Raw genomic sequence first — 21,720 nt, forward strand, 5'->3', positions numbered from 1 at the left:
CGTGGTTCGGCCCCTACCCCTCACGCGGAGTTGCGAGGCGGGCCCCGGCCCCGTGCGATACGGAACCGCCCCGGCCGGCACGAGGCCGACCGGGGCGGGAACCCGCCGCACGCGTCAGACGAGGGACGCGATCGCCGCGTTGAAGGTCTGCGACGGACGCATGACGGCCGCGGCCTTGGCCGGGTCGGGCTGGTAGTAGCCGCCGATGTCGGCCGGCGAGCCCTGGACGGCGATCAGCTCGTCGACGATCGCCTGCTCCTGCGCGGTCAGCGTCTCCGCGAGCGGGGCGAACGCCTTGGCCAGGTCGGCGTCGTCGGTCTGCTTGGCCAGCTCCTGGGCCCAGTACAGGGACAGGAAGAAGTGGCTGCCGCGGTTGTCGATGCCGCCGACGCGACGGGTGGGCGACTTGTCCTCGTTGAGGAAGGTCGCCGTGGCGCGGTCGAGGGTGTCGGCGAGGACCTGGGCGCGCGCGTTGCCGGTGGTCTGCGCGAGGTGCTCGAAGCTGGCGGCCAGGGCGAAGAACTCGCCGAGGCTGTCCCAGCGCAGGTAGTTCTCCTTGACCAGCTGCTGGACGTGCTTCGGGGCGGAGCCGCCGGCGCCCGTCTCGAAGAGGCCGCCGCCGGCCATCAGCGGGACGACGGAGAGCATCTTGGCGCTGGTGCCCAGCTCCAGGATCGGGAAGAGGTCGGTCAGGTAGTCGCGGAGGACGTTGCCGGTGACCGAGATGGTGTTGAGGCCCTGGCGGATGCGCTCGACGGAGAGCTTGGTGGCCTCGACCGGGGACAGGACGCGGATGTCCAGGCCCTCGGTGTCGTGCTCCGGCAGGTACTGCTCGACCTTCTTGATGAGGACGGCGTCGTGGGCGCGGGTCCCGTCGAGCCAGAAGACGGCCGGGTCGCCGGTGGCGCGGGCGCGGGTGACGGCGAGCTTCACCCAGTCCTTGATCGGGGCGTCCTTGGTCTGGCAGGCGCGGAAGATGTCGCCCTCGGAGACCGGCTGCTCCAGGACCACGTCACCGGAGGCGTCCACGAGGCGGACGGCACCGGCGGCCGCGATCTCGAAGGTCTTGTCGTGGGAGCCGTACTCCTCGGCCTTCTGCGCCATGAGGCCGACGTTGGGGACGGAGCCCATGGTGGCCGGGTCGAAGGCGCCGTTGGCGCGGCAGTCGTCGATGACGACCTGGTAGACGCCGGAGTAGCTGCTGTCCGGGAGGACGGCGAGGGTGTCGGCCTCCTTGCCGTCCGGGCCCCACATGTGGCCGGAGGTGCGGATCATGGCCGGCATGGAGGCGTCGACGATGACGTCGGACGGGACGTGCAGGTTGGTGATGCCCTTGTCGGAGTCGACCATGGCGAGGGCCGGGCCCTCGGCGATCTCGGCGTCGAAGGACGCCTTGATCTTGTCGCCCTCGGGCAGCGCCGCGAGGCCGTTGAGGATCGCGCCGAGGCCGTCGTTCGGGGACAGCCCTGCGTCAGCGAGCTTCTCACCGTACGCGGCGAAGGTCTTCGGGAAGAAGGCGCGCACGACGTGGCCGAAGACGATCGGGTCGGAGACCTTCATCATCGTCGCCTTGAGGTGCACGGAGAACAGCACGCCCTCGGCCTTGGCGCGGGCGACCTGGGCGGCGAGGAAGGTGCGCAGGGCCTCGACGCGCATGACGGAGGCGTCGACGACCTCACCGGCGATGACCTTGAGGGGCTCGCGCAGTTCGGTGACGGTGCCGTCGGCGGCGACGTGCTCGAAGCGGAGGGTGGTGTCCTCGGCGATGACGGCGGACTTCTCGGTGGTCGCGAAGTCGTTCTCGCCCATGGTGGCGACGTTCGTCTTCGACTCGGCGGTCCAGGCGCCCATGCGGTGCGGGTGGGTCTTGGCGTAGTTCTTGACCGACGCGGGGGCGCGGCGGTCGGAGTTGCCCTCGCGCAGGACGGGGTTGACGGCGCTGCCCTTGACCTTGTCGTAGCGGGCGCGGATCTCGCGCTCCTCGTCGGTCTTCGGGTCGTCCACATAGTCCGGCAGCGCGTAGCCCTGGCCCTGGAGCTCGGCGACCGCGGCCTTCAGCTGCGGGATCGAGGCGGAGATGTTGGGCAGCTTGATGATGTTGGCGCCGGGGGTCTTGGCCAGCGCGCCGAGCTCGGCGAGGGCGTCGGCGATGCGCTGGCCCTCCTCCAGGTACTCGGGGAAGTGCGCGATGATCCGCCCGGCCAGGGAGATGTCGCGGCTCTCCACAGTGATCCCGGCGGTCGAGGCGTACGCCTGGATGACGGGCAGGAACGAATGCGTCGCCAGCGCCGGCGCCTCGTCGGTGTGCGTGTAGATGATGGTCGAGTCAGTCACCGGGTGCTCCGCTCCACTCCACGTTTGCAACATTGCTCGATATCAAGATATCTCGTCGCCGGGGTGTCCCTCACCTGGCCCTGTCCCGGCCCCGGTCAGCGGGCGGCGACCCCGGCGGTCTCGACGGTCTCGGACGCGCGGGGCCCGGGCACCGCGGCCGCGGCGGCCGTGTCCAGGACGGGGTCGGGGCCGGGCAGTCCGGCCTCGTGGGCGCGGACGCCGGCGCGGACGGCCCAGAAGTAGAAGCCGACGGACGACAGGGCGACCAGGGCGATGTCCACGCCGCCGGGGAGGACGCCGTGGCCGCCGAACTCGGCGCTGCCGAGCGCGGACAGCAGGGCCAGCCAGAGCAGGAAGGCGACCATCCACCAGGCGGGGGCGAACTGCCGGGCGAGGCTCTTCTCGCCCTTGCGGCGCAGCACGACGGCGGCGATCGGCACGGAGACGAGGGTGAGCAGGGCGACCTTGCCGGTGTTGGGCCACTTCGACCAGTACAGGGCACAGGCGGCGAAGGCGAAGGTCACCGGGCAGAGCACGGTCGCGGCGGGGAGCCGGAACGGGCGGGGCAGGTGCGGCTTGGTCTTGCGGAAGACGCCGACGGCGATGGGGCCCATGAGGTAGGAGACGACCATCGCGGCGGAGACGACGCTGGCCAGGGCCTCCCAGCTGTGCCCGATGGTGACCAGCAGCAGGACGGAGAAGCCCAGGTTGAGCCACATGGCGGGGCGGGCGACACCGTAGCGGGGGTGCACCTCGGCGATCTTCTTGGGGAAGAAGCCGGTCTCGGCGAGGTTCTGCGCGAGGTAGGCGGACGAGGCGACGTTGCCGATGTTGGCGCCGTTCGGCGAGATGAAGGCGCCGAACTGGAGCATGGTGACGACCCAGTGCAGCATCAGCAGCTTGGCGAGGTCGGCGAAGGGCGAGGCGAAGTTGATGCCGCTCCAGCCGCCGGCTTCGGCGAGCTTCTCCGGGGGGACGGCGCCGAGGAAGGCGACCTGGAGGGCGAGGTAGATGACCAGGCCGAGGGAGAGGGCGCCGACGAGGGCCAGCGGGATGGCGCGGCCGGGGTTCTTGGCGGTGCCGCCGAGGTTGACGACGGCCTGGAAGCCGTTGAAGGCGAAGACGACGCCGGAGGCGGTGACGGCGGTGAGCACGGCGGACCAGCCGTTGGGGGCGAAGCCGCCGTGGTTGGTGAAGTTGCCGGTGTGGAAGCCGGAGGCGATGAGCGCGCCGCAGGCGAGGACCGGGATGGCGAACTTGACCAGCGTGAGCAGGTTGTTGGCCCGGGCCAGCAGGGCGACCGACCAGTAGCAGGCCAGCCAGAGGGCGACGGTCAGGACGAGCGCGGTGGCGATGCCGGTGGCGCTGAGGCTGCCGTCGGAGACCAGCCCGCGGGCCCAGCCGAAGTTCCAGGACGACATGTACTGGGTGCCGGCGATGGCCTCGATGGGGATCAGCGAGGCGGTCGCGATCCACACGGCCCAGCCCGTGATGAAGCCGAGCACCGGGCCGTGCGAGATGGAGCCGAAGCGGGCCATGGCGCCGGGCAGCGGATAGGCCGCGCCGACCTCGGCGTAGGACATGGCGATCATGCCGATGAAGATCGCGCCGATCACCCAGGCCACCAGCGCGGCAGGGCCGGCGACCTGCGCGGCCTGGCCGGCCCCGAAGAGCCAGCCGGAGCCGAAGATGGACCCCAGCCCGATCATGATCAGGGCGAAGAGGCTGAGCCCCTTCTTGTTGCCCGCGTTGTTGGCCGCGCTCAGGTCCACGAGGGTGCTTTCCGTTCTGCCGGGAACTGGTGATGCCACCTGCCGGGCCGGGCGGGGGTGTTCCGCCCGTACCACGCACCGGCCTCGTGTACCGCACACCGAATCTCGCGAGATGGCCGAAAACGCAACAGCGACATCGGACATAGTACGACAACCAGCGGAAACGGCTCGGGGCCCGGAACAGCGGCCCCCGGCCCGCGCCCGCCCGGCCCGCGGGGTCAAGCTTCCATCAAAATACTTGCGCGCCCACGCAAGTATCGCGCTACGCTGCCGAGGCGTTCGACGAGCACGCGCCACCCGCGTGCCCCGGCCGGGAGGAGGCGAGAGACATGGACACCGGCCATGGTGATCCGGGCCACGCCCGGCCCCGCATCCGTACGTCCTCGCCGGCCCCCGCCACGCGATAACCACTCCCCCCTCGCACCCAGCGCGTCCGGGCACCCGCCGAGCTGCCCGCACACGGGGTGATCACTGCCGCACGCGCCGGCCCCCCTTGCTCACATCCCGCCACGGAGGTGACCCCGATGTCCGTCCTGTCCGTCCTCCACATCCCAAGCGCCCCGCGCCTGTCCCCGACGGGTGTCCGCACCGCCCTCCGCACCGCCCTGCGCCGCATCGCCGACGGCGCCGCCGACAGCCCCGTCCTGCACGCACTGGACGCCCCGGCCGCACGCCGGCCCTGACCGGGCGCGCACGTCCCGCGCCCGCACGGCGGAGCACTGCTCGCGACAACGTCCCCGCCCTGTGATCGACTGAGGACGGAGCGCGGGGAAGACCGCCGCCGCCCACCGGGAGCCGCCCCGTGACCTACCCGTCGCGTTCCGCCGCCTGGCGGACCTCCCTGCCCGCCCGGCTGACCGGCCGGCTGTCCCGCATGTCCTGGGTGGACGTGGTGGTGGCCGCCGCCGTCCTCGTGGGGCTGTACCTGCTGCTGCGGGTGGGCAAGGGGGCCACGGTCTCCTTCGACCCCGCGCAGGTCGTCAAGGTGAACACGGACCCCGCCGAGCTGCCGTACTACGCGGCGCGCAGCCTGCTGCGGATGTTCACCGCGCTCGCCGCCTCCGTCGCCTTCACCCTCGTCTACGCCTACGCGGCCGCCCGCAGCAGGCGGCTGGAGCGGGTACTGGTCCCGGCCCTGGACATCCTGCAGTCCGTCCCGGTGCTGGGCTTCCTGTCGGTGGCGGTGACCGGGTTCATCTCCCTCTTCCCCGGCTCCCTGCTGGGGCTGGAGTGCGCCTCGGTCTTCGCCATCTTCACGTCGCAGGCGTGGAACATGACCTTCGGCTTCTACCACTCGCTCATCACCCTGCCGCACGAACTGGACGAGGTCTCGCGCTCGTTCCGCTTCACCCGCTGGATGCGGTTCTGGAAGGTCGAGCTGCCGGCCGGGGCGATCGGGCTGGTGTGGAACGGGATGATGAGCTTCGGCGGCGGCTGGTTCTTCCTGGTGGCCTCCGAGGCGATCAGCGTCTCCGGCCACGAGTACGCGCTGCCCGGCGTCGGTTCGTTCGCCGGCACGGCCATCGCCGAGGGCGACCTGGGCAAGGTCGGCTGGGCGGTCGCCGCCATGACCGTCATGGTCGTCGGGGTGAACTTCGTCTTCTGGCGGCCCCTGACGGCCTGGGCCGAGCGGTTCAAGAACGAGCAGTCCGAGGCCACCGACGTCCAGCGTTCGCTGGTGCTCGACTTCGTCCGCCGCTCCTCCTGGCCGCGCCTGCTCGGCCGGCCGGCCCGCCTCGTCGGCGAGGCGCTCGGCCGGGCCGGGCGGCTGCTGGGCACCGACGACCGGCCGCTCGCCGTCAGCCCGGTGCGCCGCCGCACCGGAGACGTCGTCTTCGCCGTGGTGGCCGGCGGGCTGGTCGTCTGGGGCGTGCTGGACCTGCTGGGCTACCTCGACGCCCGCACCGGCCTGGGCGTGTTCGGCGAACCCCTGCTGGTCGGGCTGGCGACCCTGGCGCGCGTCGTCGTCCTGGTGATCGTGGCGACGGTGGTGTGGGTGCCGGTCGGGGTGCGGATCGGCTTCTCGCCGAAACTGGCCCGGATCGCCCAGCCGTTCGTCCAGATCCTGGCGAGCTTCCCCGCCAACTTCCTCTTCCCGCTGGCCACCTGGTTCTTCCTGCGGACGGGCCTGTCGATCAACTTCGGCGGCGTGCTGCTGATGGCCCTCGGCGCCCAGTGGTACATCCTCTTCAACACCATCGCCGGCGCCGCGGCCGTCCCCACCGACCTGCGCGAGGCGATGGACGACCTCGGGGTGCGCGGCCGGCAGCGCTGGCGGCGCCTGATCATCCCGGGGATCTTCCCGGCGTACGTCACCGGCGGGATCACCGCCTCGGGCGGCGCCTGGAACGCCTCGATCGTCTCCGAGGTCGTCACCTTCGGCGGGACCACACTGACCGCCACCGGCCTGGGCGCCTACATCGCGAGCGCCACCTCCCGGGGCGACTATCCGCACCTGATCGCCGGGATCGCGGTCATGGCCGTGTACGTCGTCGGCCTCAACCGGCTGGTCTGGCGCCGCCTCTACCGCCTCGCCGAGACCCGCTACTCCCTGTGAAGGAGCCCTTCATGGCCCGCGCCACGACCTCCCCGCCGCGCCCCGACGGCGAGGTGCTGCTCGCCGCCGAGGCGGTCACCAAGTCCTACGCCGGGGCCGACGGCGAACTCCCCGTCCTGGCCGGGATCGACCTGGAGGTGCGCGCCGGCGAGATCGTCGCCCTGCTCGGCCGCTCGGGCTCCGGCAAGTCCACCCTGCTGCGCTGCCTGGCCGGGCTCATCCCGGCCACGTCGGGCAGCGTCACCTACCGCGGCGAGCCCCTCGCCGGCGCCAACCCCGGCACGGCCATGGTCTTCCAGACGTTCGCGCTGCTGCCCTGGCTCACCGTCCAGCAGAACGTCGAACTCGGCCTGGAGGCCCGGGGCGTGCCCGCCGCCGAGCGCGCCGTCGCCGCCCTGCGGGCCATCGACCTCATCGGCCTCGACGGCTTCGAGTCGGCCTACCCCAAGGAGCTCTCCGGCGGTATGCGCCAACGCGTCGGCTTCGCACGGGCGTTGGTGGTCGAGCCGGACGTCCTGATGATGGACGAGCCGTTCTCCGCGCTGGATGTCCTCACGGCCGAGAACCTGCGCGGCGAGCTGATGGAGCTGTGGGCGTCGGGCCAGTTCCCCACCCGGGCCGTCGTGCTGGTCACCCACAACATCGAGGAGGCCGTGCTGATGGCGGACCGCGTCGTCGTCCTCGGCTCCCGCCCGGGCACCCTGCGGGCGGCCTTCGACGTGCCGCTGGAGCGGCCCCGGGACCGCAACGCGCCCGAGTTCGACGCCCTGATCGACACGATCTACCAGGTCATGACCGGCCGCGAGAAGGACACCGCCCCGCACCTGCCCGGCCGCCCCGCCACCGCCGAACTGGCCCGGCGCACCCCGGCCAACACCCCGCTGCCCGGGGCCAGCGTCGACGGCCTGTCCGGCCTCGCCGAGATCCTCGCCATGCACGGCAACCGCTGCGACCTCGCCGGCCTCGCCGAGGAACTCGGCCTGGAGGTGGACGACCTGCTCCCCCAGGTGGACGCCCTCGACCTGCTCGGCTTCGCCGTGATCAGCGAGGGCGACCTGGTCCTCACGCCGCGCGGCGCCGCCTTCGCCCGCGCCGACGTCCAGGAGTCCAAGAAGATCTTCGCCGACGCGGTGCTGGAGGCCGCGCCGCTGGTCAAGCTGATCGTCACCAGCCTGCGCCGCACCGGCGGCACGCTGCGCGCCGGCTTCTTCCGCGACCTGCTGGCCCACCACTACACCAGCGAACAGACCGCCCAGCAGCTGGAGACCGCCACCGACTGGGGCCGCTACGCCGAGCTGTACTCCTACGACGCGGCGCCCGAGCAGTACGCCCTGGACGAGGGCGGTGCGCGGTAGGGCTTGTCCGACGGTTCTTGGACTGCTGCCGAACAGGCCGCCCCTGCCATGCGGCGCGACTCATGAGCTGCCGACCGCCCCACAGGGAGCACCTGCACCTGTGAGGCGGCGGCCTCAAGAGCCGTCGGACACGGCCCAGGGCTGCGGGGACAGCAGGGTTGTTGACGCGGGTGACGGACGGCTCACCCGGCGGCAGCCCGAGAGCCGCCGGGCAGGCCCTAGCCGTTCACGGGCCGGGGCCGCAGCCGCGCCCCCGCCGGGGCCGCCACGGCGGTGTTGCCGGCGACACTGGCCGGCGCCGGCCCCTCCGGCTCGGCCCGCGCGGCCAGCACCGCCCCTTCGAGCAGCGCGCGCACATGCGCCCCGGCCGCCCGGTAGTAGATCCGCGTACCTTCGCGGCGCGAGACGACCAGCCCGGCCGCCCGCAGCCGCGCGAGGTGCTGCGAGACGGCCGCCACGTGCGCCCCCACCAGCTCGGCCAGCTGCCCCACCGAGTGCTCGCCCCGCGCCAGCGCCCACAACACCCGGAAACGCGTCGGGTCGGCCACGGCCTTCAGCACGGCGACGGCCTCCTCGACACCGCGGGAACGATCGGCCGAGTCCTGCCCGTCCATGCGAAGAGTCTAAGCGGACCACACCGCCCCGGCCCGGGACGCACGGCATGCCCCGGGGCCTCCTCCCGGGCCGGATCAGAGGCCCCGCTCCTGCTCCGCGGGCCCGGCCCCGTCCACCGGTGTCCGCCCTGCCCACACGTGCCAGGCGGGCACCCGCACTCCCTGCGGCAATCGGGCCGCCGCAGTCAGCATGAGCCGTAGATGCCGTGCGGCGTCACCGTCCGGGGTTGCCCCGTGATCGAGCAGGATGCGCCTGCGCATACCGCCCACCTGGACGTCGAAGTCGTGGGGATACCCGTCCGTCACCGTTTCCCGGTCCAGCAGCAGGCCGGGAGTCGTGTCGGTGAGAAGCTGCTGGCAGCGGTCGGCGAGACGCACCTGGTCCTCATCGAGGGCCGAGGGCCGGTCCACCTCTCCGCCCTTGGCCGCTGCCCGCAGGAGGGTGCTGGGGAATCCTGACTGCCGTGCCCAGAAGGAGTGGTCGCCGAGGACGATGAGATGGGCCCGTGCCCGGGTGACCGCCACGTTCCAGAGATTCACCTCGCGGCACAGCCAGTTGAGGGCAGCGGGGCGGATATCCGGACCGGCCACCAGGGACAGCACCATCACGTCCTGCTGGCCACCCTGGAAGGTATGGATCGTTCCCACCCGCACCCGGGGGTCGGACTCCCATCGGCGCGCGACGAGTTCCTTCTGCGCCCGGAAGGGTGTCACCACGCCGATGGTGGAACCCTGTGGCATCCGGCGCAGCAGCCGCTCCACCGCGATGTGGGCCCGCTCCGCCTCCTCTTGGTTGGTCCAGGAGCCTTGGGGCCCTTGCCGTGCCCTTCCTGGGACATCGAGCCACTGGACCGCATCCACCCCGTCGAGACGGCGCAGTGCCCGCGGATCGGTCATCACCGTCAGACGGCCCGCGTAGCAGTACCGGTTGGAGATTCCGACGATGTCGGGGTGGCAACGGAAGTGCTCGTCGAGCAGCAGGGTCGAACCCGCCGCCCGCGCGGCGGCGTGGAAGGACGCATAGCGCCGGTGACCGAGCCGGTGTTCCTCCAGCCAGCTCGCGCGCACCGAGGCAGTGGTGCGGGCCGCCGCCTCCTGGCGCGGCTGCACCCTGGTGATGTGCGGCAACTGCATGGGGTCGCCGATGACGAGCGCGCGACGGGCGCGGAAGAGCAGGGGCAGTACGTCCATGATCGAGCACTGACTCGCCTCGTCGATGATCACGAGATCGAACATGGCGGGCCGGTCACGGAACCGGCGGGCGGACCGCGCGGTCACTGCCCAGCAGGACACCTTCGGCAGGATGTTGTCCAGGGTGGCCCACTCGCGCACGGACCGTGCCCGCACCGCCTGGATCCGCTCGTGGATGGCTTCCCGTGCGGCCGCTGCCTGCTCGTGGACGAGTGTTCGCAGCAGTGCCACCGCCGCGTCCTGTACTCGCCGGTCGGCGTCCTGGACCTGTCGCAACAGGTGCTCGTCGTCCGTCTCCCGGTCGGCGAGCCCAGTCTGTGCCCGCCACGTCACCTCGTCCTCGACGAATCGCACGAACTCGGCGAATTCTTCCGCGTCGTCGGCCACTGCCGGAGGCGAGGGCAGCCTGCCAAGTGCCCGCTGGCGCCGCCAACGGCCGAACGTACGGGCGCGGCTCGTCCTGCGGGCGCCCGGAAGCCACCGTTCGACGCCGGCGTCGGCGCCCAGTCCGGCCACCAGCGCGGCGACATCGTGGCGCTGCTCGTCGGCGTAGGCCTGCCGTCGGCTCCCGGCCCCGGCCAGCGTGCGTTCGCGTACGGCCACTTCGGACAGCCGTTCCCGGACGGTGAGCCGTTCGCGCAGGCTGTTGCGCAGTTCACCACGCAGCGCCGCCGAACCCTGCGGGAGTTCGGCCAGATGGGCCAGGTGTTCCAGTCCGTCGAGCTCGTCCTCGATGTTGTCCCGCTCCCCGCCCCGGCTGCCGGTCCGTATCACCAGCCCCGGAACCAGCTCCTCGCACCGTTCCCAGACCTCGTCGACCGCCTTGTTGTTGGTGGAGGCGACGAGCACCGACTCGCCGGCCGCCCGCGCGGTGGCCACGGCGTTGACGATGAGCTGGCTCTTCCCCGTGCCGGGAGGCCCGGTCGCCACCGTCAGCCTGCGGGTCATGGCGGACCGGATCACGGACTCCTGTGCCTCGTTCAGTTCCAGGGGAGCGACGATCTGCACGGCGCGCCCCGACTCGGGGCCCTCCACGTCCGGTTCGGCGAGCGCCCCCAGCGCGGTCTCCGGGATCCGCTCGGCCAGCTTCCGGAGGGAGGCGTAGTCCTTGACCAGTTGCTTCGTAGCCCCGGACTCGTCCCGCACCATATGGACGAGTGCGACGTTGCGGGCCCCTTCGTGCGCAGCTCCCAGGGACGCGCCGCTCCCGAGCGCGGCGGGGTCGAGATGTTCGGTGTCCGGGATGCCCAACTGGTCGAGCAGGGAGCGGACATCGCGCATCATCTCGTCACGGAACCCGGGCCGCCAGTTCGGCTGATACGAGGAGACGAGCTCGAGGCCCTCGTCCTTCCCCAGCCGGTCCACGATCAGCTTGGTGTGTGGCACCACCGGGCCGGCCGGCACCACGGTGTGCCGGCCCTGACCGTCCTCGGCCACCTCGATCTGCTGCGCCATCAAGGGCGCGCACATCTGCCGCTTCCCGTCGAAAAGGACCACCACCGGGTAGCCGTACCAGAGTTCGGCGCCGTCGCGCCGAGCCCGTTCGGCGAGCGCCACCACATCCGGCGGCGCGAGTACATGCTCCGCGCCGCCCGAGAGCAGGAGCTCCTCCCCTCCCGGCCAGACCGTACGCGGAGGGTCGTTGCCGATGAGCGGCAGCATCTCGCCGTTCGCGTTTTCCTCTTGCAGGCACTGAAGGTAGTACGTGAAGAGCTTCGGCCAGTCGGCAGCGGTGAACGCCGAGTCGTCATGGCCGGCGACAGCCGCCTTGACCGGCGGAAGGGACAGCCGCGTCTCGTCCCCACCCGCGGTGGCGGGAGCGGCGGGCAGCGGGGCGAGGGCCGGTGGACGCCTCCCCACTGCGGCGCGTGCGAGGAAGATCTCGCCGGTCACCTGGAGGCTGGATTTGGTCGGTGTCTGCTGTCTGCCGTCGGGAGCGGCCCTCAACTCCCGGCTGACGTATCGGAACAGATCGTCGGCGGAGACCATACCGTCCGTGTCGAGGTCGGCGCGCCCCGAGTGGAGCCCCTGGATCACCGCTCGGGTGAACTGCGAGGGCTCGCCCACCGCCGACTCGAACGCTTGCTCCCACTGGTGGGACGCGGTGATGACATAGACACCGCCGGCCTCCACCGCGGGCACGACCGGACGTCCCGCCCCGCCCTTGCTCCGGAAGCCCTGGACCGCGGCCCCGCTGAAGCAGCAGTCGAGCAGGAGGACCTTGCGCCGTGCGGCGCACGCCTCGAGTTGCTCGGTGATGAACGCCGCTTCCACGGCCGTGCGCTGCAACCGGTCGGATCGGGTGTCGGAGGCCACGTAGTAGAGCTGTCCCTCTTCGCTGTCGTAGAGGCCGTGTCCACTGATGTAGAGCACGACCAGCTCGTCCGGCTCCCGGTCGTGGAGAAAGGTCTCGACGGACTGCTTGATCGCGTCCTTGGAGGAGTCCTCCACTCGCACGCACCGCTCGAAGCGCCCGACCGACGGCATTTCCAGAACTTGGCTCAGATAGTGCACATCCGCACGCACGGATGGCAGTGTGCTGAAGGCTTCGTCCTCATACGCCGCCGTACCGATCAGCAGGGCATGCTGACGGCTCACCCCGAGGCCTCCGGTGATTCGCCTCGCTCGCCCTGATGTTGCTCCCTCAGCTCCCTCAGTTCCCGGCGCGAGAGGCCCGTCATCTCGGTCACAGTGCCGTCGCCGGACTCCAGCCGCACACGCCGGCTCTTCCGCACCTCCACCCACCCCTTGATGGCGACGCGGGCCAGCCCGAGAGAACCCCCCGAGACCAACAGCACGACCTCGGGGGTGAGCAGTGCCCCCTTCGCACCGTCCCGGCCCGGGCCTGGCATCTTCCGTTCCGCGAAGCGCGCCTCGATGCCCGCAAGCCCGCGCAGCCTGTCGCGCAACTCCCGTGCCTCCCGGTCGGCGTGTGCGGGATCGGCACCCAGAACCCTTACCCGCAGCACGCCTTCGTCGTTCGACATGTCCCCTCCGGACAAGCCCACCGCCCAATGGTCCACCGGAACCCTGCGTCCTGGTCTCCGCGTTCCGGTCCGGACCCAGCGGTCTCCACCACCTCAACCCGCAAGAAATATCTGTTCGCACATGCCTCTGTCACTGCTTCTTCCGGCCATAGCAGCAACCGAGGGTGTCCTCTACGATGCTCAAGTCCTCGGGGGGAGACCGGTCGTGCGCCATGAGCGAGCCGCCGGAGTCCCTCCTGCCCGGAGACGACCGCAGCGTGCCCACGACTGGAGTCCGCACATGCCCTACACGGCCGAGATCAGCCGCACCCATCCGACCTGCATCGTGTTCCTCGTCGACCAGTCCACCTCGATGACGGACCCGATCGGCGATGAAGAACCCCGGCGCAAGGCGGATGTGGTGGCCGACGCCATCAACCGGCTGCTCACCGAGTTGTCCGTCAAGTGCGCCAAGGAGGAAGGTGTACGCGACTACTTCCACGTTGCCGTGATCGGCTACGGAGCCACGGTGGGCTCGGCGTTCGCGGGGTCACTCACGGGCCGCGATCTCGTTCCGCTGAGTGAGGTCGCCGACAATCCTGCCCGCGTGGAGGACCGGACGAAGAAGGTGCCCGACGGTGCGGGCGGGCTGGTGGAGACCAGCGTCAAGTTCCCCTTGTGGATGGATCCCGTGGCCCACGGCGGGACCCCGATGAACCGGGCTCTGCAGTACGCCGCGACCCTCGTGGCCGGGTGGACCGAGCGCCATCCCGCCAGCTTCCCCCCGATCGTCATCAATCTCACCGACGGCGAGTCGACCGACGGCGATCCGGTCGAGGCTGCGGCGGCCGTCACCTCTCATGCCACTGCCGATGGTGCCGCGCTGCTGTTCAACCTCCATGTCTCCGACGCCGGAGGTTCACCGGTCTCGTTCCCCGACTCCGACGCGAACCTGCCGGACACGTACGCCCGGACGCTGTTCACGATGTCGAGCCCGCTGCCCGGTCACATGCGTTCCTATGCCGCGTCCCAGGGGCAGCGGGTCAGCGACGCCACGCGTGGCTTCGTCTACAACGCCGACATCGCCGCGGTCGTCCAGTTCCTGGACATCGGCACCCGGGCGACCGAGCTGCGGTGAGCTCTCCGGGTCTCTACCTCACCCACCTCGTCGCACCCAAGCACGGCAGCACGGCGGCAGAATGCGAGGACGCTGTCCGCGTACTGCCGGACGTGCCGTGCGATGTCCTCGTCACCGGGCCGATGACGGCCAGTGTGTGCGACGGCGCGACGGAGAGCGTCCTGGCCAAGGACTGGGCACGGCTACTGGCCGCCGCTTCGGCCGAATACGCCCTCCGGGACGAGGAGTTCTTCACCGGCGGTGCCGGCTACGAGCGCTTCGCGACGGAGGTGGTGGAGCGCTGGGAGCCGTGGCTGGAGGAGTACACCCGGAACCGGGCCGCCGCGGGCCGGCCCCTCAAGTGGTACGAGCAAGCCAAACTCGCCGAGGGCGCCTACGCCACCATGCTGACCTTGCGGATCACACCGGAACCCGGTTCCCCCACCGAGTCGTGGCACTGGCAGGCGGCAGCGCTGGGCGACAGTTGCCTCTTCCACATGCGTGACGACAAGCCCCTGCGGTCCTTCCCGGTGGAGCACCCCGAGGAGTTCGGCACCGCGCCCGACCTCTTCGGCAGCCGGAACCGCGACACCGGCCTGATTGCCGCCCGTACCCGGTTCACCCGTGGGGTCTGTGAACCGGGCGACCGTCTGCTGCTGATGTCGGACGCCCTCGCCTCCTGGTTCCTCACCGCCTCCGACCCCGTCCACGCACTCCGCCAACTCCTGGAGTTCGGGGGGCCGCACGATGCCGACTCCTTCGGCGCGTGGCTCGAGACCCTCCGCTCGCGGGAATCTCTGCGCAACGACGACGTCGCCGTCGTACGCGTCGACATCGAAGGGAAATGATGCATGTCTGGCGCCGCCGGACCGCTCCGCCGTTTCCCCACGGGCGGCGAGTACGCAGACGCCTTGCAGCACACCCATCTGTGCTTCCGGCACCCCGAGCTGAAGGGAGCGGTTCCCGACCTCACCAGGCTTCAGACTCCGAAGGCGATCTCCGGGGCGTTCGCCAGCGTCTTCTCCCTCACCTCACCGGCGTCCGGGCGGCGTTACGCGGTCAAGTGCTTCACCCGGCATGTTCCGGACCAGGAACTACGGTACGAAGCCATCAGCAGACAGCTCGCCTCGCTCGACCCCGCGACCCTGTCGCAGCCGTGGACGATGGGCTTCGAATACCTGCCGGACGCGGTGACCGTGCGAAACGAGCGGTATCCCGTACTGAAGATGGACTGGGTCCAGGCCACCACCCTGTCGTCCTGGCTCGACGCCCATCATCACGACAGCACCGCCGTGGACCGGCTCGCGGACCGCTTCACCGGCCTCGCCGCCGACCTCGCCGCGCACGGGATGGCCCACGGCGATCTGCAGCACGGAAACCTGCTGGTGGCCGACGACGGGACCTTCCGGCTCGTCGACTACGACGGCATGTACGTACCCGCACTGACCGGCCGCGCGGGCACCGAACGGGGACACCGCAATTACCAGTCGCCCGCGCGCGGAGACCAGGACTTCGGCTCCGCGATGGACCGGTTCTCCCTCTGGGTGATCTACCTGGCCCTCAAGGCCCTCGCAGCGGATGCCACCTTGTGGACCCAGCTCCACGAACCGCAAGGCGAATACCTGCTCCTCACCGAGGACGACTTCAAGAACCCTTCGGCTTCCCCACGCTTCCCGGCCCTGCTCGCCCATCCCGACCGCACCGTCCGGGACCTTGCCGATCAAGTCCGCGCCCTGTCCTGGCAACCACTCGACGCCCTCCCGCCCCTGACAGCGACCGGACCGGCGCCGGTGGCTGCCCCGGCGAGCAGTGGTGGCACCGGTCTGCCGGGCTGGATGGCCGGCCATCTGCCGCCGCCGGTCCCTACCGCCCCGCCGGGACCACCCCTGCCCACCGGGTTCCGGGGACGTCGAATCCTGGACACCCTGGTTGCCGTCCTCCTGCCCCTCGCCGTGGTCGTACCCGGACTGCTGTGGGCCGCCCATGCCCTCGCTTCGTTCCTGCTGCCCCTGCCCGTGTCCGCTGCCGCCCTTCTGGGGTGGGGCGCACACCGCAGCCGGCCGGAAGTCCGGAGTCTGAGGGAACATGAGCGTTCCCTCGTGGCGCAACAGTGGCAGGCCGCGCAGGCCGGCCGGGATCTGGCAGACCTCGACGCGCAGCAGCGGGAGTTCGAGGACTCCGAGGCCGCTCGCAAGGTGCGGCTCGCACGTCGGCGCAGCGCGCTGGTGGAAGCCCACCAGCACGACGTGGCGGCCGCCGAGAAGGACAAGGTCACGGAGATGCGAGCGATCGACCTCAAGCTCCAGGCCCTCGACTCGGACCAGAAGGCGGCTCTGGACCGGGAGCTCGCCGGAGCACGGAACGCCTGTGTCCAGGCCGAGCTGGGCAAGGCGCGCATCGCCATGGCACGCCTTCCGGGAATCGGTGAGAAGCTGAAGGACGGCCTCGCCTTGTACGGCATCAGGACTGCCGCCGACTTCACCGGCATCCGTCTGACATCGACCAGCAGACACGGCTATACGAACGTCACCGCACTCATAGTCAAGCCCAACGGGACCGCAGTGAACATCAAAGGCATCGGCGACGCCAAGGCCCGTACGCTCGATGCCTGGCGGGACGCCAGGGCCGCCGACGCGCGCTCCCGGTGCACCACCCAGCTGTCACCTGCCCGGAAGCAGGCCATCATCGCCGGGTTCGACCTCCGCAGAGCGCAGTGCGCCGCGGAACGCGACAAGGCCGAGCTCAATGCCACCGCCCGACGCGCCCAGGCTCACCAGCGCCTCCAGGAAGCCCGGGCCCGCCTGGACTCCGAGGACAACGACGCACTGCGCGACGCCGAGCAACAGCGCCGATCCTTCGGTCAGCGCTCCGCCCAGATCCGGACGTCCCAGGCAGACCTCACCGCCGTCACGGACTCCCTCATCGCGGCACGGCGCACACACCGCGATCTGTCCCGAACGCGCTATCTCCGCTTCGTCCTGACCGGCCGCTGACACGGCGCGGCCCTCGGAGTATCTACTCCCCCTGCGCCAGGGCGAGTTCACTTCACCTCGGCACCGATGTCCGGGCCACGTGCAGACGGCGGGCACCACGGATGACTTGATCGTTTGCCGCTACGGCTGACGGGGACCCGGATTTCTTTTGCATCCTCACGACTCAAGAACAAGCGGAACATCGCACTCCACACCTCTCTCATTCACCATTTTGAGTGAACCACTTAGAGGAGTTGATCCACAATCAACGGATGATCGCCTGAACGACTCCCCTAAGGACAGCAAACGCTGATGAGGATCGATCAATTTCTGCCGCGTTAGACCTAGGGAAACGCTCAAACCCGCCCAGGAATGGGGCTTTTCCATACAATGCGAGCGGGCCCATTGGCCCCCGGTTCGGCAACCTGCTCTCAGGGATTGCACGGCGACTCCCTTTTGCACGGCGCGAAAATCGGTTCGCCCATCCTTCAACAACTGTAAGCACGCGAGCGCCAGTTGTATCGTCTTAGCGATCGGTCGGCAGAGTTGCCGACCGCACAGAGGTGGCCCTGGGATTGCGCCCCAGGGCCACCGCCAGATGATCGTTCCACACACCTGAGGAGTGCAGTGATCATGCGAAAGAACCGGGGACGTCGTAGTCCGTCCTCGGCCTTATCTCACGTAAGCATGCACCGTCCGGAGGGTGCACCAAACCCCTCATGGACATGGGACATCACCTTGTACCCGGATTCTGCCGTCATCGTGATCATCATCGTCGCGATCGTGGTGATCGGCGGGTGCCCTCTGTTCGTGGAGTGGCTGTTGCAGTCGCCGGGCGCAGGCCATGCGGCGCCCACCGGTCCGTCCGCCCCTCTGCTGCGGATCCGCCGCGGCTGACTCATCTGCGGTAGGAAGGCGTCTACTTGACGTCGGCCCATCGCCATGACCGCGCCATGACCGCGCCGGGGCCCGGCCCGCACCTGCCGGGCCCCGGCCGACCAAGGAGATCAGGGGTGAAGCCGGAACACCGGCCACGAGCCTGCGGAGCCTGCGGCAAGGAGATCATCTTCCGGGCCGGCGTCGGCAGGCCGAGAGACTACTGCGACTCGAAGTGCAGAGCACGTGCCCAACGCGCCCGGGCCCGCGAGCAACGCTGCTCCCCTGTGGGCGACAGAACGCCCTCCGGGGCATCAACCGCTCGTGATCTACGCCGCCTGGCAGAACAGTTGGAAGCAGCGGAGCTCTCGTCGAGGCCCTTGAGCACACGCCTGTCCATCATGGAACGGATCACTGCCACCGCGCTGTACTACCCGGCCCTCGTGGCGCACGAGGCCCGCCTCGCCGGAGCGTCGTGGCAGGACATAGGTTCTGCTGCCGGCATCAGCGGAGCATCGGCCCGGGCCCGTTGGAGGCGGGGGAGGCTCGCCCGTCTCGCGGACCGAGCCGCGCTGCCCGAAGGCGATCCCGCCGCCGGCGGAGGGCGACCGCACCGGACGGAAGAGCCCCCGACGGACTGCGGGATCCTGGCGAAGCCCCGGTCGCTCGGCGCCGCACTGTCAGCCCTTCAGCGAGGCTCGGGGATCGACACCCGGCAGGCCGCACGACAGGCCGACCTGCCCCCGTCGGAGCTGTGGCGGGTCCTGACGGGAGAGCACGTCCCCACCTGGCCCGTCACTCACATGTTGACCACCATTCTTGGCGGCAACCCCCGGGATGTACGCGCCCTTTGGGAGAGCTCTCAAGGAGTGGCGCGGCCGTCGAGGCTGGCGCTCACCGATGCCGCCGACAACCTGCGTCATGCGCTGCGCGGCCTGCACCTCGCAGCCGGCCGTCCGGCCTTCCCGAAGATCAGCGCAACGACCGGGGTTCCCACCGCAGTCGTCCAGCGCATCCTGTTCGGCCATGACATCCCGTCCTGGTCGGCAACTGCCGCCCTTGCCACCGGACTCGGCGCCGATCCGGAAGCGGTCAGAAGCTTGTGGGAGCAACTCGACTACGCCCTCATCACCAGCCGAGGCTCCGACGCGGCGGCACCTTCTCCGCACACCCTTGCGGCGAGCGAGAAACGATAAGTCGCTCATCCAGCAGTCCTGTTGCCCGCGTTCCGAAATCCATCCATGCGCCGCCCTACCCTCGAACGAGGGACTACCTCTCACTGTCGTGCCCTCTCTAGCATGGGCACTTCCATCAGCGCAGGGCCGATCACGGCCGGGAGGGGACGGGATGGTCCACAGCGAGAAACAAAAAGCACCTCGAATTGACGTGAACACACCAAGCGCGGCGCGCATGTACGACTGGTTACTGGGAGGCATCGACAACTACCTGCCGGACAGAGAGGCCTGCGCGGAGTTGTTGGAGATCGCCCCCAGTTCGCAGGCGCTCGCCCGCAGCAACCGGGCATTCCTGCGCCGCGTCGTCGCAGTACTGGTCGAGCAGTACGGCGTCGAACAGATCATTGATCACGGCTCCGGGCTTCCCACACGGGACAACGTGCACCAGGTCGCCCAACGCATCAACAAGAACTGTCGCGTTGTGTACGTCGACAACGATCCCCTGGTTCTGGCGCATGGGCGCACCTCGCTGGAGGAGAACTCCAACACCGCTGTGATCCAGGCCGATATGCGTGACACCGGGGTCATCTTCGACCACGAGGAGACGCGCCGGCTCATCCGGCCGGGCCACCGCACCGCGGCTCTGTTCGTCTCCGTCCTGCACTGCCTCCCCGACACCGATGACGACCGCTCCCCCGCGGCCCTCATCCGACGGGTAGCCGGTGTACTCAGGGAACTGGGCCCCGGAAACTTCCTGGTCATGTGCCAGCTCATCAGCGACAACCCCGACGTCCGCCGAAAGGTCACCCAGCTGATGGCCCGGAAGACCGGGGACAAATGGGGGCGGGTACGCGAGCGCGACGAGGTCGAGGCGTACTTCCGCGGACTTCAGGTTCTCGAACCGGGTCTCGTCGATGTCGTCGACTGGCGCCCTGACGTAGCTCCTCCCCCCGCCGCCCTTCGCCCAACGGACTGGGTCGAGTGGGGCGGTCTGGCCCAGCTCTGACCGGTGAGACGGCCGGGCCGTCAGACCTGATCGCTCCTGCACCGTCCGATCGCCGTGGCGAGGAGGGCATTGCTCTCCTCCCAGCGGGAAGCGGCATCCCGCAGCCTGTCGAGCACACTCCGGTACTGGTCGATCTCCTTCGGACGTGTCAGGTACTGAGCGCTGTTGATGTGCTCCAGGTAGACCAGCTCGGCCGGTCCGCCGTCATCGAAGTACAGGTGGGAGATGGGGTAGGACGGCGTCACGTCCACACCTCGCTTGAAAGGAACCACCCGGATGTTGACATGATCGAGCCCGGCGAGTTCCTGAAGGCGCTCGAGCTGCTCCCGCATGACGTCCGGACCGCCCACGCAGCGATGCAGGACCCCCTCGTCCAAGAGGGCGACGACAGCCGGGCGTTGCTGGTCCAGAATCCTCTGCCGGCCCATGCGCAGAGCGACCCGCCTGTCGATCTCCTCCATCGTCGCTCCGGGCATGGCGGCCTGCACCAGGACACGGGCGTACGCGGGAGTCTGCAACAGTCCGGGTACCACATGCGTCTCGTAAGTACAGATCTTGGCCGCTGCTCCTTCAAGGCTGATGAGCCTCTTCAGGAATCCCGGTGTCACATCGAGGTACTGCTGCCACCACTCCTCATTGCGTGCCTGCTGCACGAGGCCTTCGATCTCATGGGCCAACTCGGGTGATACCCGGTAGAATCTCACGAGGTCTTGAACGTCCCGGTCCTTCGGTGGGCTCTCCCCCCGCTCCAGTCGGCTCACTTTGGACACCGAACCCCTGATGACCGGAGCCACATCCTTCAGCCCGAGTCCGCGTTCCTGGCGCAACCTCCGTAGTTGATCGCCCAGCAAGCGCGCCGCAGCCGCCTGTTTCGGGTCGCCCTTCATGGCGATCACCGAAGCAGTCGCGGCTTCAACTGACTTGGGAACGGCGGACATCTGGGCTCCCGCTGAGAGGCTGACGCAGTCGACAGCTACCAGGATGGGGGGTGGATGTCCGCCGGACCAACCTTTGGCCTACGCCTCAGGCACTCACACCGTCAGGTGATCGAACTCCGATCCCTTGGCACCCTTCAGGAAGGCGGCGAGCTCCTCACGGGTGTACACGAGAGCCACGCCCTCCGGGTAACGCGAGTTGCGCACTGCCACCTCCCCACTCGGCAGCTTCGCGAGCTCCACACAGTTGCCCTGACCGACGCTCTCACTGCTCTTGATCCACTCCACACCCTCGATGCTGCCGGGAGGGACGCTGTTGTCGAACGTCATGAAGTGACCTCGGCCTTCTCTCGCTTGCGCCGCCCATGGGGCGGCTTGCCGATGGGAGATGCCGTCACAAGATCGCGGATTCTCATATGCGATTGCACGGGGACGGCTGGCGAAAATGCTAGGCCAGCGGACGCACCCAGTGGTGTCCCTCGAAAGTGTGTGGTTAGAGCTCGAGTTGTAGTGATTTCGCCCCATAAGACCCATGTGAACGGCCAGACGTAGTTGCCCGGCGGTGAGCGGCAAGATGTCCATGGAGCACGAGCTCATGGCGGAACTCCAGCCCGGCACGCCCTCCCCGGCGGGTCACCCACCTGCCCCGCCAACCCCCTCCCCGCCGCCTCCGCCCAGTGCCGCGCCCCCGCCCGCTCCGCCACCGCCCGCGCGCGGCGGTAGTGATCGGCGGCCGCGCGCGGACGGTCCAGAAGGTGGGCCAGGGCGCCCAGGTGGTGGGCGACCGGGCCCAGGGTGACGACACCGCTGCCCGCACCGGCCAAGCCGTCCGCCGCGGGGAGGAGTTGGC

Annotated in this window: 17 protein-coding genes; 9 read left to right on the forward strand and 8 right to left on the reverse strand. The window is 69.8% G+C overall.

What is annotated here, in order from left to right:
• Positions 1–114: 114 nt before the first annotated feature.
• Positions 115–2,334: an NADP-dependent isocitrate dehydrogenase gene (locus tag I5Q34_RS31960; RefSeq protein WP_199895931.1), complete on the reverse strand. Its 2,220-nt coding sequence runs from the start codon at positions 2,332–2,334 to the stop codon at positions 115–117.
• 95 nt (positions 2,335–2,429) lie between these two features.
• Positions 2,430–4,106 (reverse strand): APC family permease, encoded by a 1,677-nt coding sequence (locus tag I5Q34_RS31965; protein WP_199895932.1) that lies wholly within the window; start codon positions 4,104–4,106, stop codon positions 2,430–2,432.
• Positions 4,107–4,630: 524 nt separating this feature from the next.
• Between I5Q34_RS31965 and I5Q34_RS31970 the strand changes: the two genes are divergently transcribed.
• From I5Q34_RS31970 to I5Q34_RS31980, 3 genes are all read left to right on the forward strand, one after another.
• Positions 4,631–4,789 carry a hypothetical protein gene (locus I5Q34_RS31970; protein ID WP_199895933.1) on the forward strand — a complete coding sequence of 53 codons (159 nt, stop codon included), beginning with the start codon at positions 4,631–4,633 and terminating at the stop codon, positions 4,787–4,789.
• Between the two features lie 191 nt (positions 4,790–4,980).
• Positions 4,981–6,663 carry an ABC transporter permease subunit gene (locus I5Q34_RS31975; RefSeq protein WP_199896084.1) on the forward strand — a complete coding sequence of 561 codons (1,683 nt, stop codon included), beginning with the start codon at positions 4,981–4,983 and terminating at the stop codon, positions 6,661–6,663.
• Positions 6,664–6,674: 11 nt separating this feature from the next.
• Complete coding sequence (locus I5Q34_RS31980; protein WP_199895934.1) at positions 6,675–8,018, forward strand: nitrate/sulfonate/bicarbonate ABC transporter ATP-binding protein; 1,344 nt, start codon at positions 6,675–6,677, stop codon at positions 8,016–8,018.
• Positions 8,019–8,236: 218 nt separating this feature from the next.
• Here the strand turns inward: I5Q34_RS31980 and I5Q34_RS31985 are convergent, their stop codons facing one another.
• From I5Q34_RS31985 to I5Q34_RS31995, 3 genes are all read right to left on the reverse strand, one after another.
• Positions 8,237–8,632: a helix-turn-helix transcriptional regulator gene (locus I5Q34_RS31985; protein WP_199895935.1), complete on the reverse strand. Its 396-nt coding sequence runs from the start codon at positions 8,630–8,632 to the stop codon at positions 8,237–8,239.
• A gap of 75 nt (positions 8,633–8,707) precedes the next feature.
• Positions 8,708–12,349, reverse strand: coding sequence for an AAA domain-containing protein (locus I5Q34_RS31990; RefSeq protein ID WP_347343473.1), 3,642 nt, complete (start codon positions 12,347–12,349; stop codon positions 8,708–8,710).
• A 68-nt stretch (positions 12,350–12,417) separates the two neighbouring features.
• Positions 12,418–12,810 (reverse strand): hypothetical protein, encoded by a 393-nt coding sequence (locus I5Q34_RS31995; protein ID WP_199895937.1) that lies wholly within the window; start codon positions 12,808–12,810, stop codon positions 12,418–12,420.
• 280 nt (positions 12,811–13,090) lie between these two features.
• Between I5Q34_RS31995 and I5Q34_RS32000 the strand changes: the two genes are divergently transcribed.
• From I5Q34_RS32000 to I5Q34_RS32020, 6 genes are all read left to right on the forward strand, one after another.
• Complete coding sequence (locus I5Q34_RS32000; RefSeq protein WP_199895938.1) at positions 13,091–13,927, forward strand: vWA domain-containing protein; 837 nt, start codon at positions 13,091–13,093, stop codon at positions 13,925–13,927.
• Positions 13,924–14,754: a hypothetical protein gene (locus I5Q34_RS32005; protein WP_199895939.1), complete on the forward strand. Its 831-nt coding sequence runs from the start codon at positions 13,924–13,926 to the stop codon at positions 14,752–14,754. Before I5Q34_RS32000 ends, I5Q34_RS32005 begins: the two co-directional genes overlap by 4 nt.
• Positions 14,755–14,757: 3 nt before the next feature.
• The gene (locus I5Q34_RS32010) at positions 14,758–16,899 is read left to right on the forward strand and encodes a hypothetical protein (protein WP_199895940.1); all 2,142 of its coding nucleotides are present in this window, start codon (positions 14,758–14,760) and stop codon (positions 16,897–16,899) included.
• A 741-nt stretch (positions 16,900–17,640) separates the two neighbouring features.
• Positions 17,641–17,775, forward strand: a complete 135-nt coding sequence (locus I5Q34_RS35645; RefSeq protein WP_267912046.1) for a hypothetical protein — start codon at positions 17,641–17,643, stop codon at positions 17,773–17,775.
• 380 nt (positions 17,776–18,155) lie between these two features.
• Positions 18,156–18,950 (forward strand): helix-turn-helix domain-containing protein, encoded by a 795-nt coding sequence (locus I5Q34_RS36200; protein ID WP_347343474.1) that lies wholly within the window; start codon positions 18,156–18,158, stop codon positions 18,948–18,950.
• A 151-nt stretch (positions 18,951–19,101) separates the two neighbouring features.
• Positions 19,102–19,935, forward strand: a complete 834-nt coding sequence (locus I5Q34_RS32020) for an SAM-dependent methyltransferase (protein WP_199895942.1) — start codon at positions 19,102–19,104, stop codon at positions 19,933–19,935.
• A gap of 20 nt (positions 19,936–19,955) precedes the next feature.
• On the opposite strand, the gene I5Q34_RS32025 is transcribed toward I5Q34_RS32020, so the two are convergent.
• The 3 genes from I5Q34_RS32025 to I5Q34_RS35290 form a co-directional block, all read right to left on the reverse strand.
• Positions 19,956–20,873, reverse strand: a complete 918-nt coding sequence (locus tag I5Q34_RS32025) for a helix-turn-helix transcriptional regulator (protein WP_199895943.1) — start codon at positions 20,871–20,873, stop codon at positions 19,956–19,958.
• Positions 20,874–20,966: 93 nt separating this feature from the next.
• Positions 20,967–21,200 (reverse strand): DUF397 domain-containing protein, encoded by a 234-nt coding sequence (locus tag I5Q34_RS32030; protein WP_199895944.1) that lies wholly within the window; start codon positions 21,198–21,200, stop codon positions 20,967–20,969.
• A gap of 263 nt (positions 21,201–21,463) precedes the next feature.
• Positions 21,464–21,720, reverse strand: a 257-nt coding sequence (locus tag I5Q34_RS35290) for a hypothetical protein (protein ID WP_234429722.1), incomplete at its 5' end; no start/stop codon positions are given.

It is taken from the genome of Streptomyces sp. AV19, assembly GCF_015999245.1.
In the GTDB taxonomy this organism is placed as follows: Bacteria; Actinomycetota; Actinomycetes; order Streptomycetales; family Streptomycetaceae; genus Streptomyces.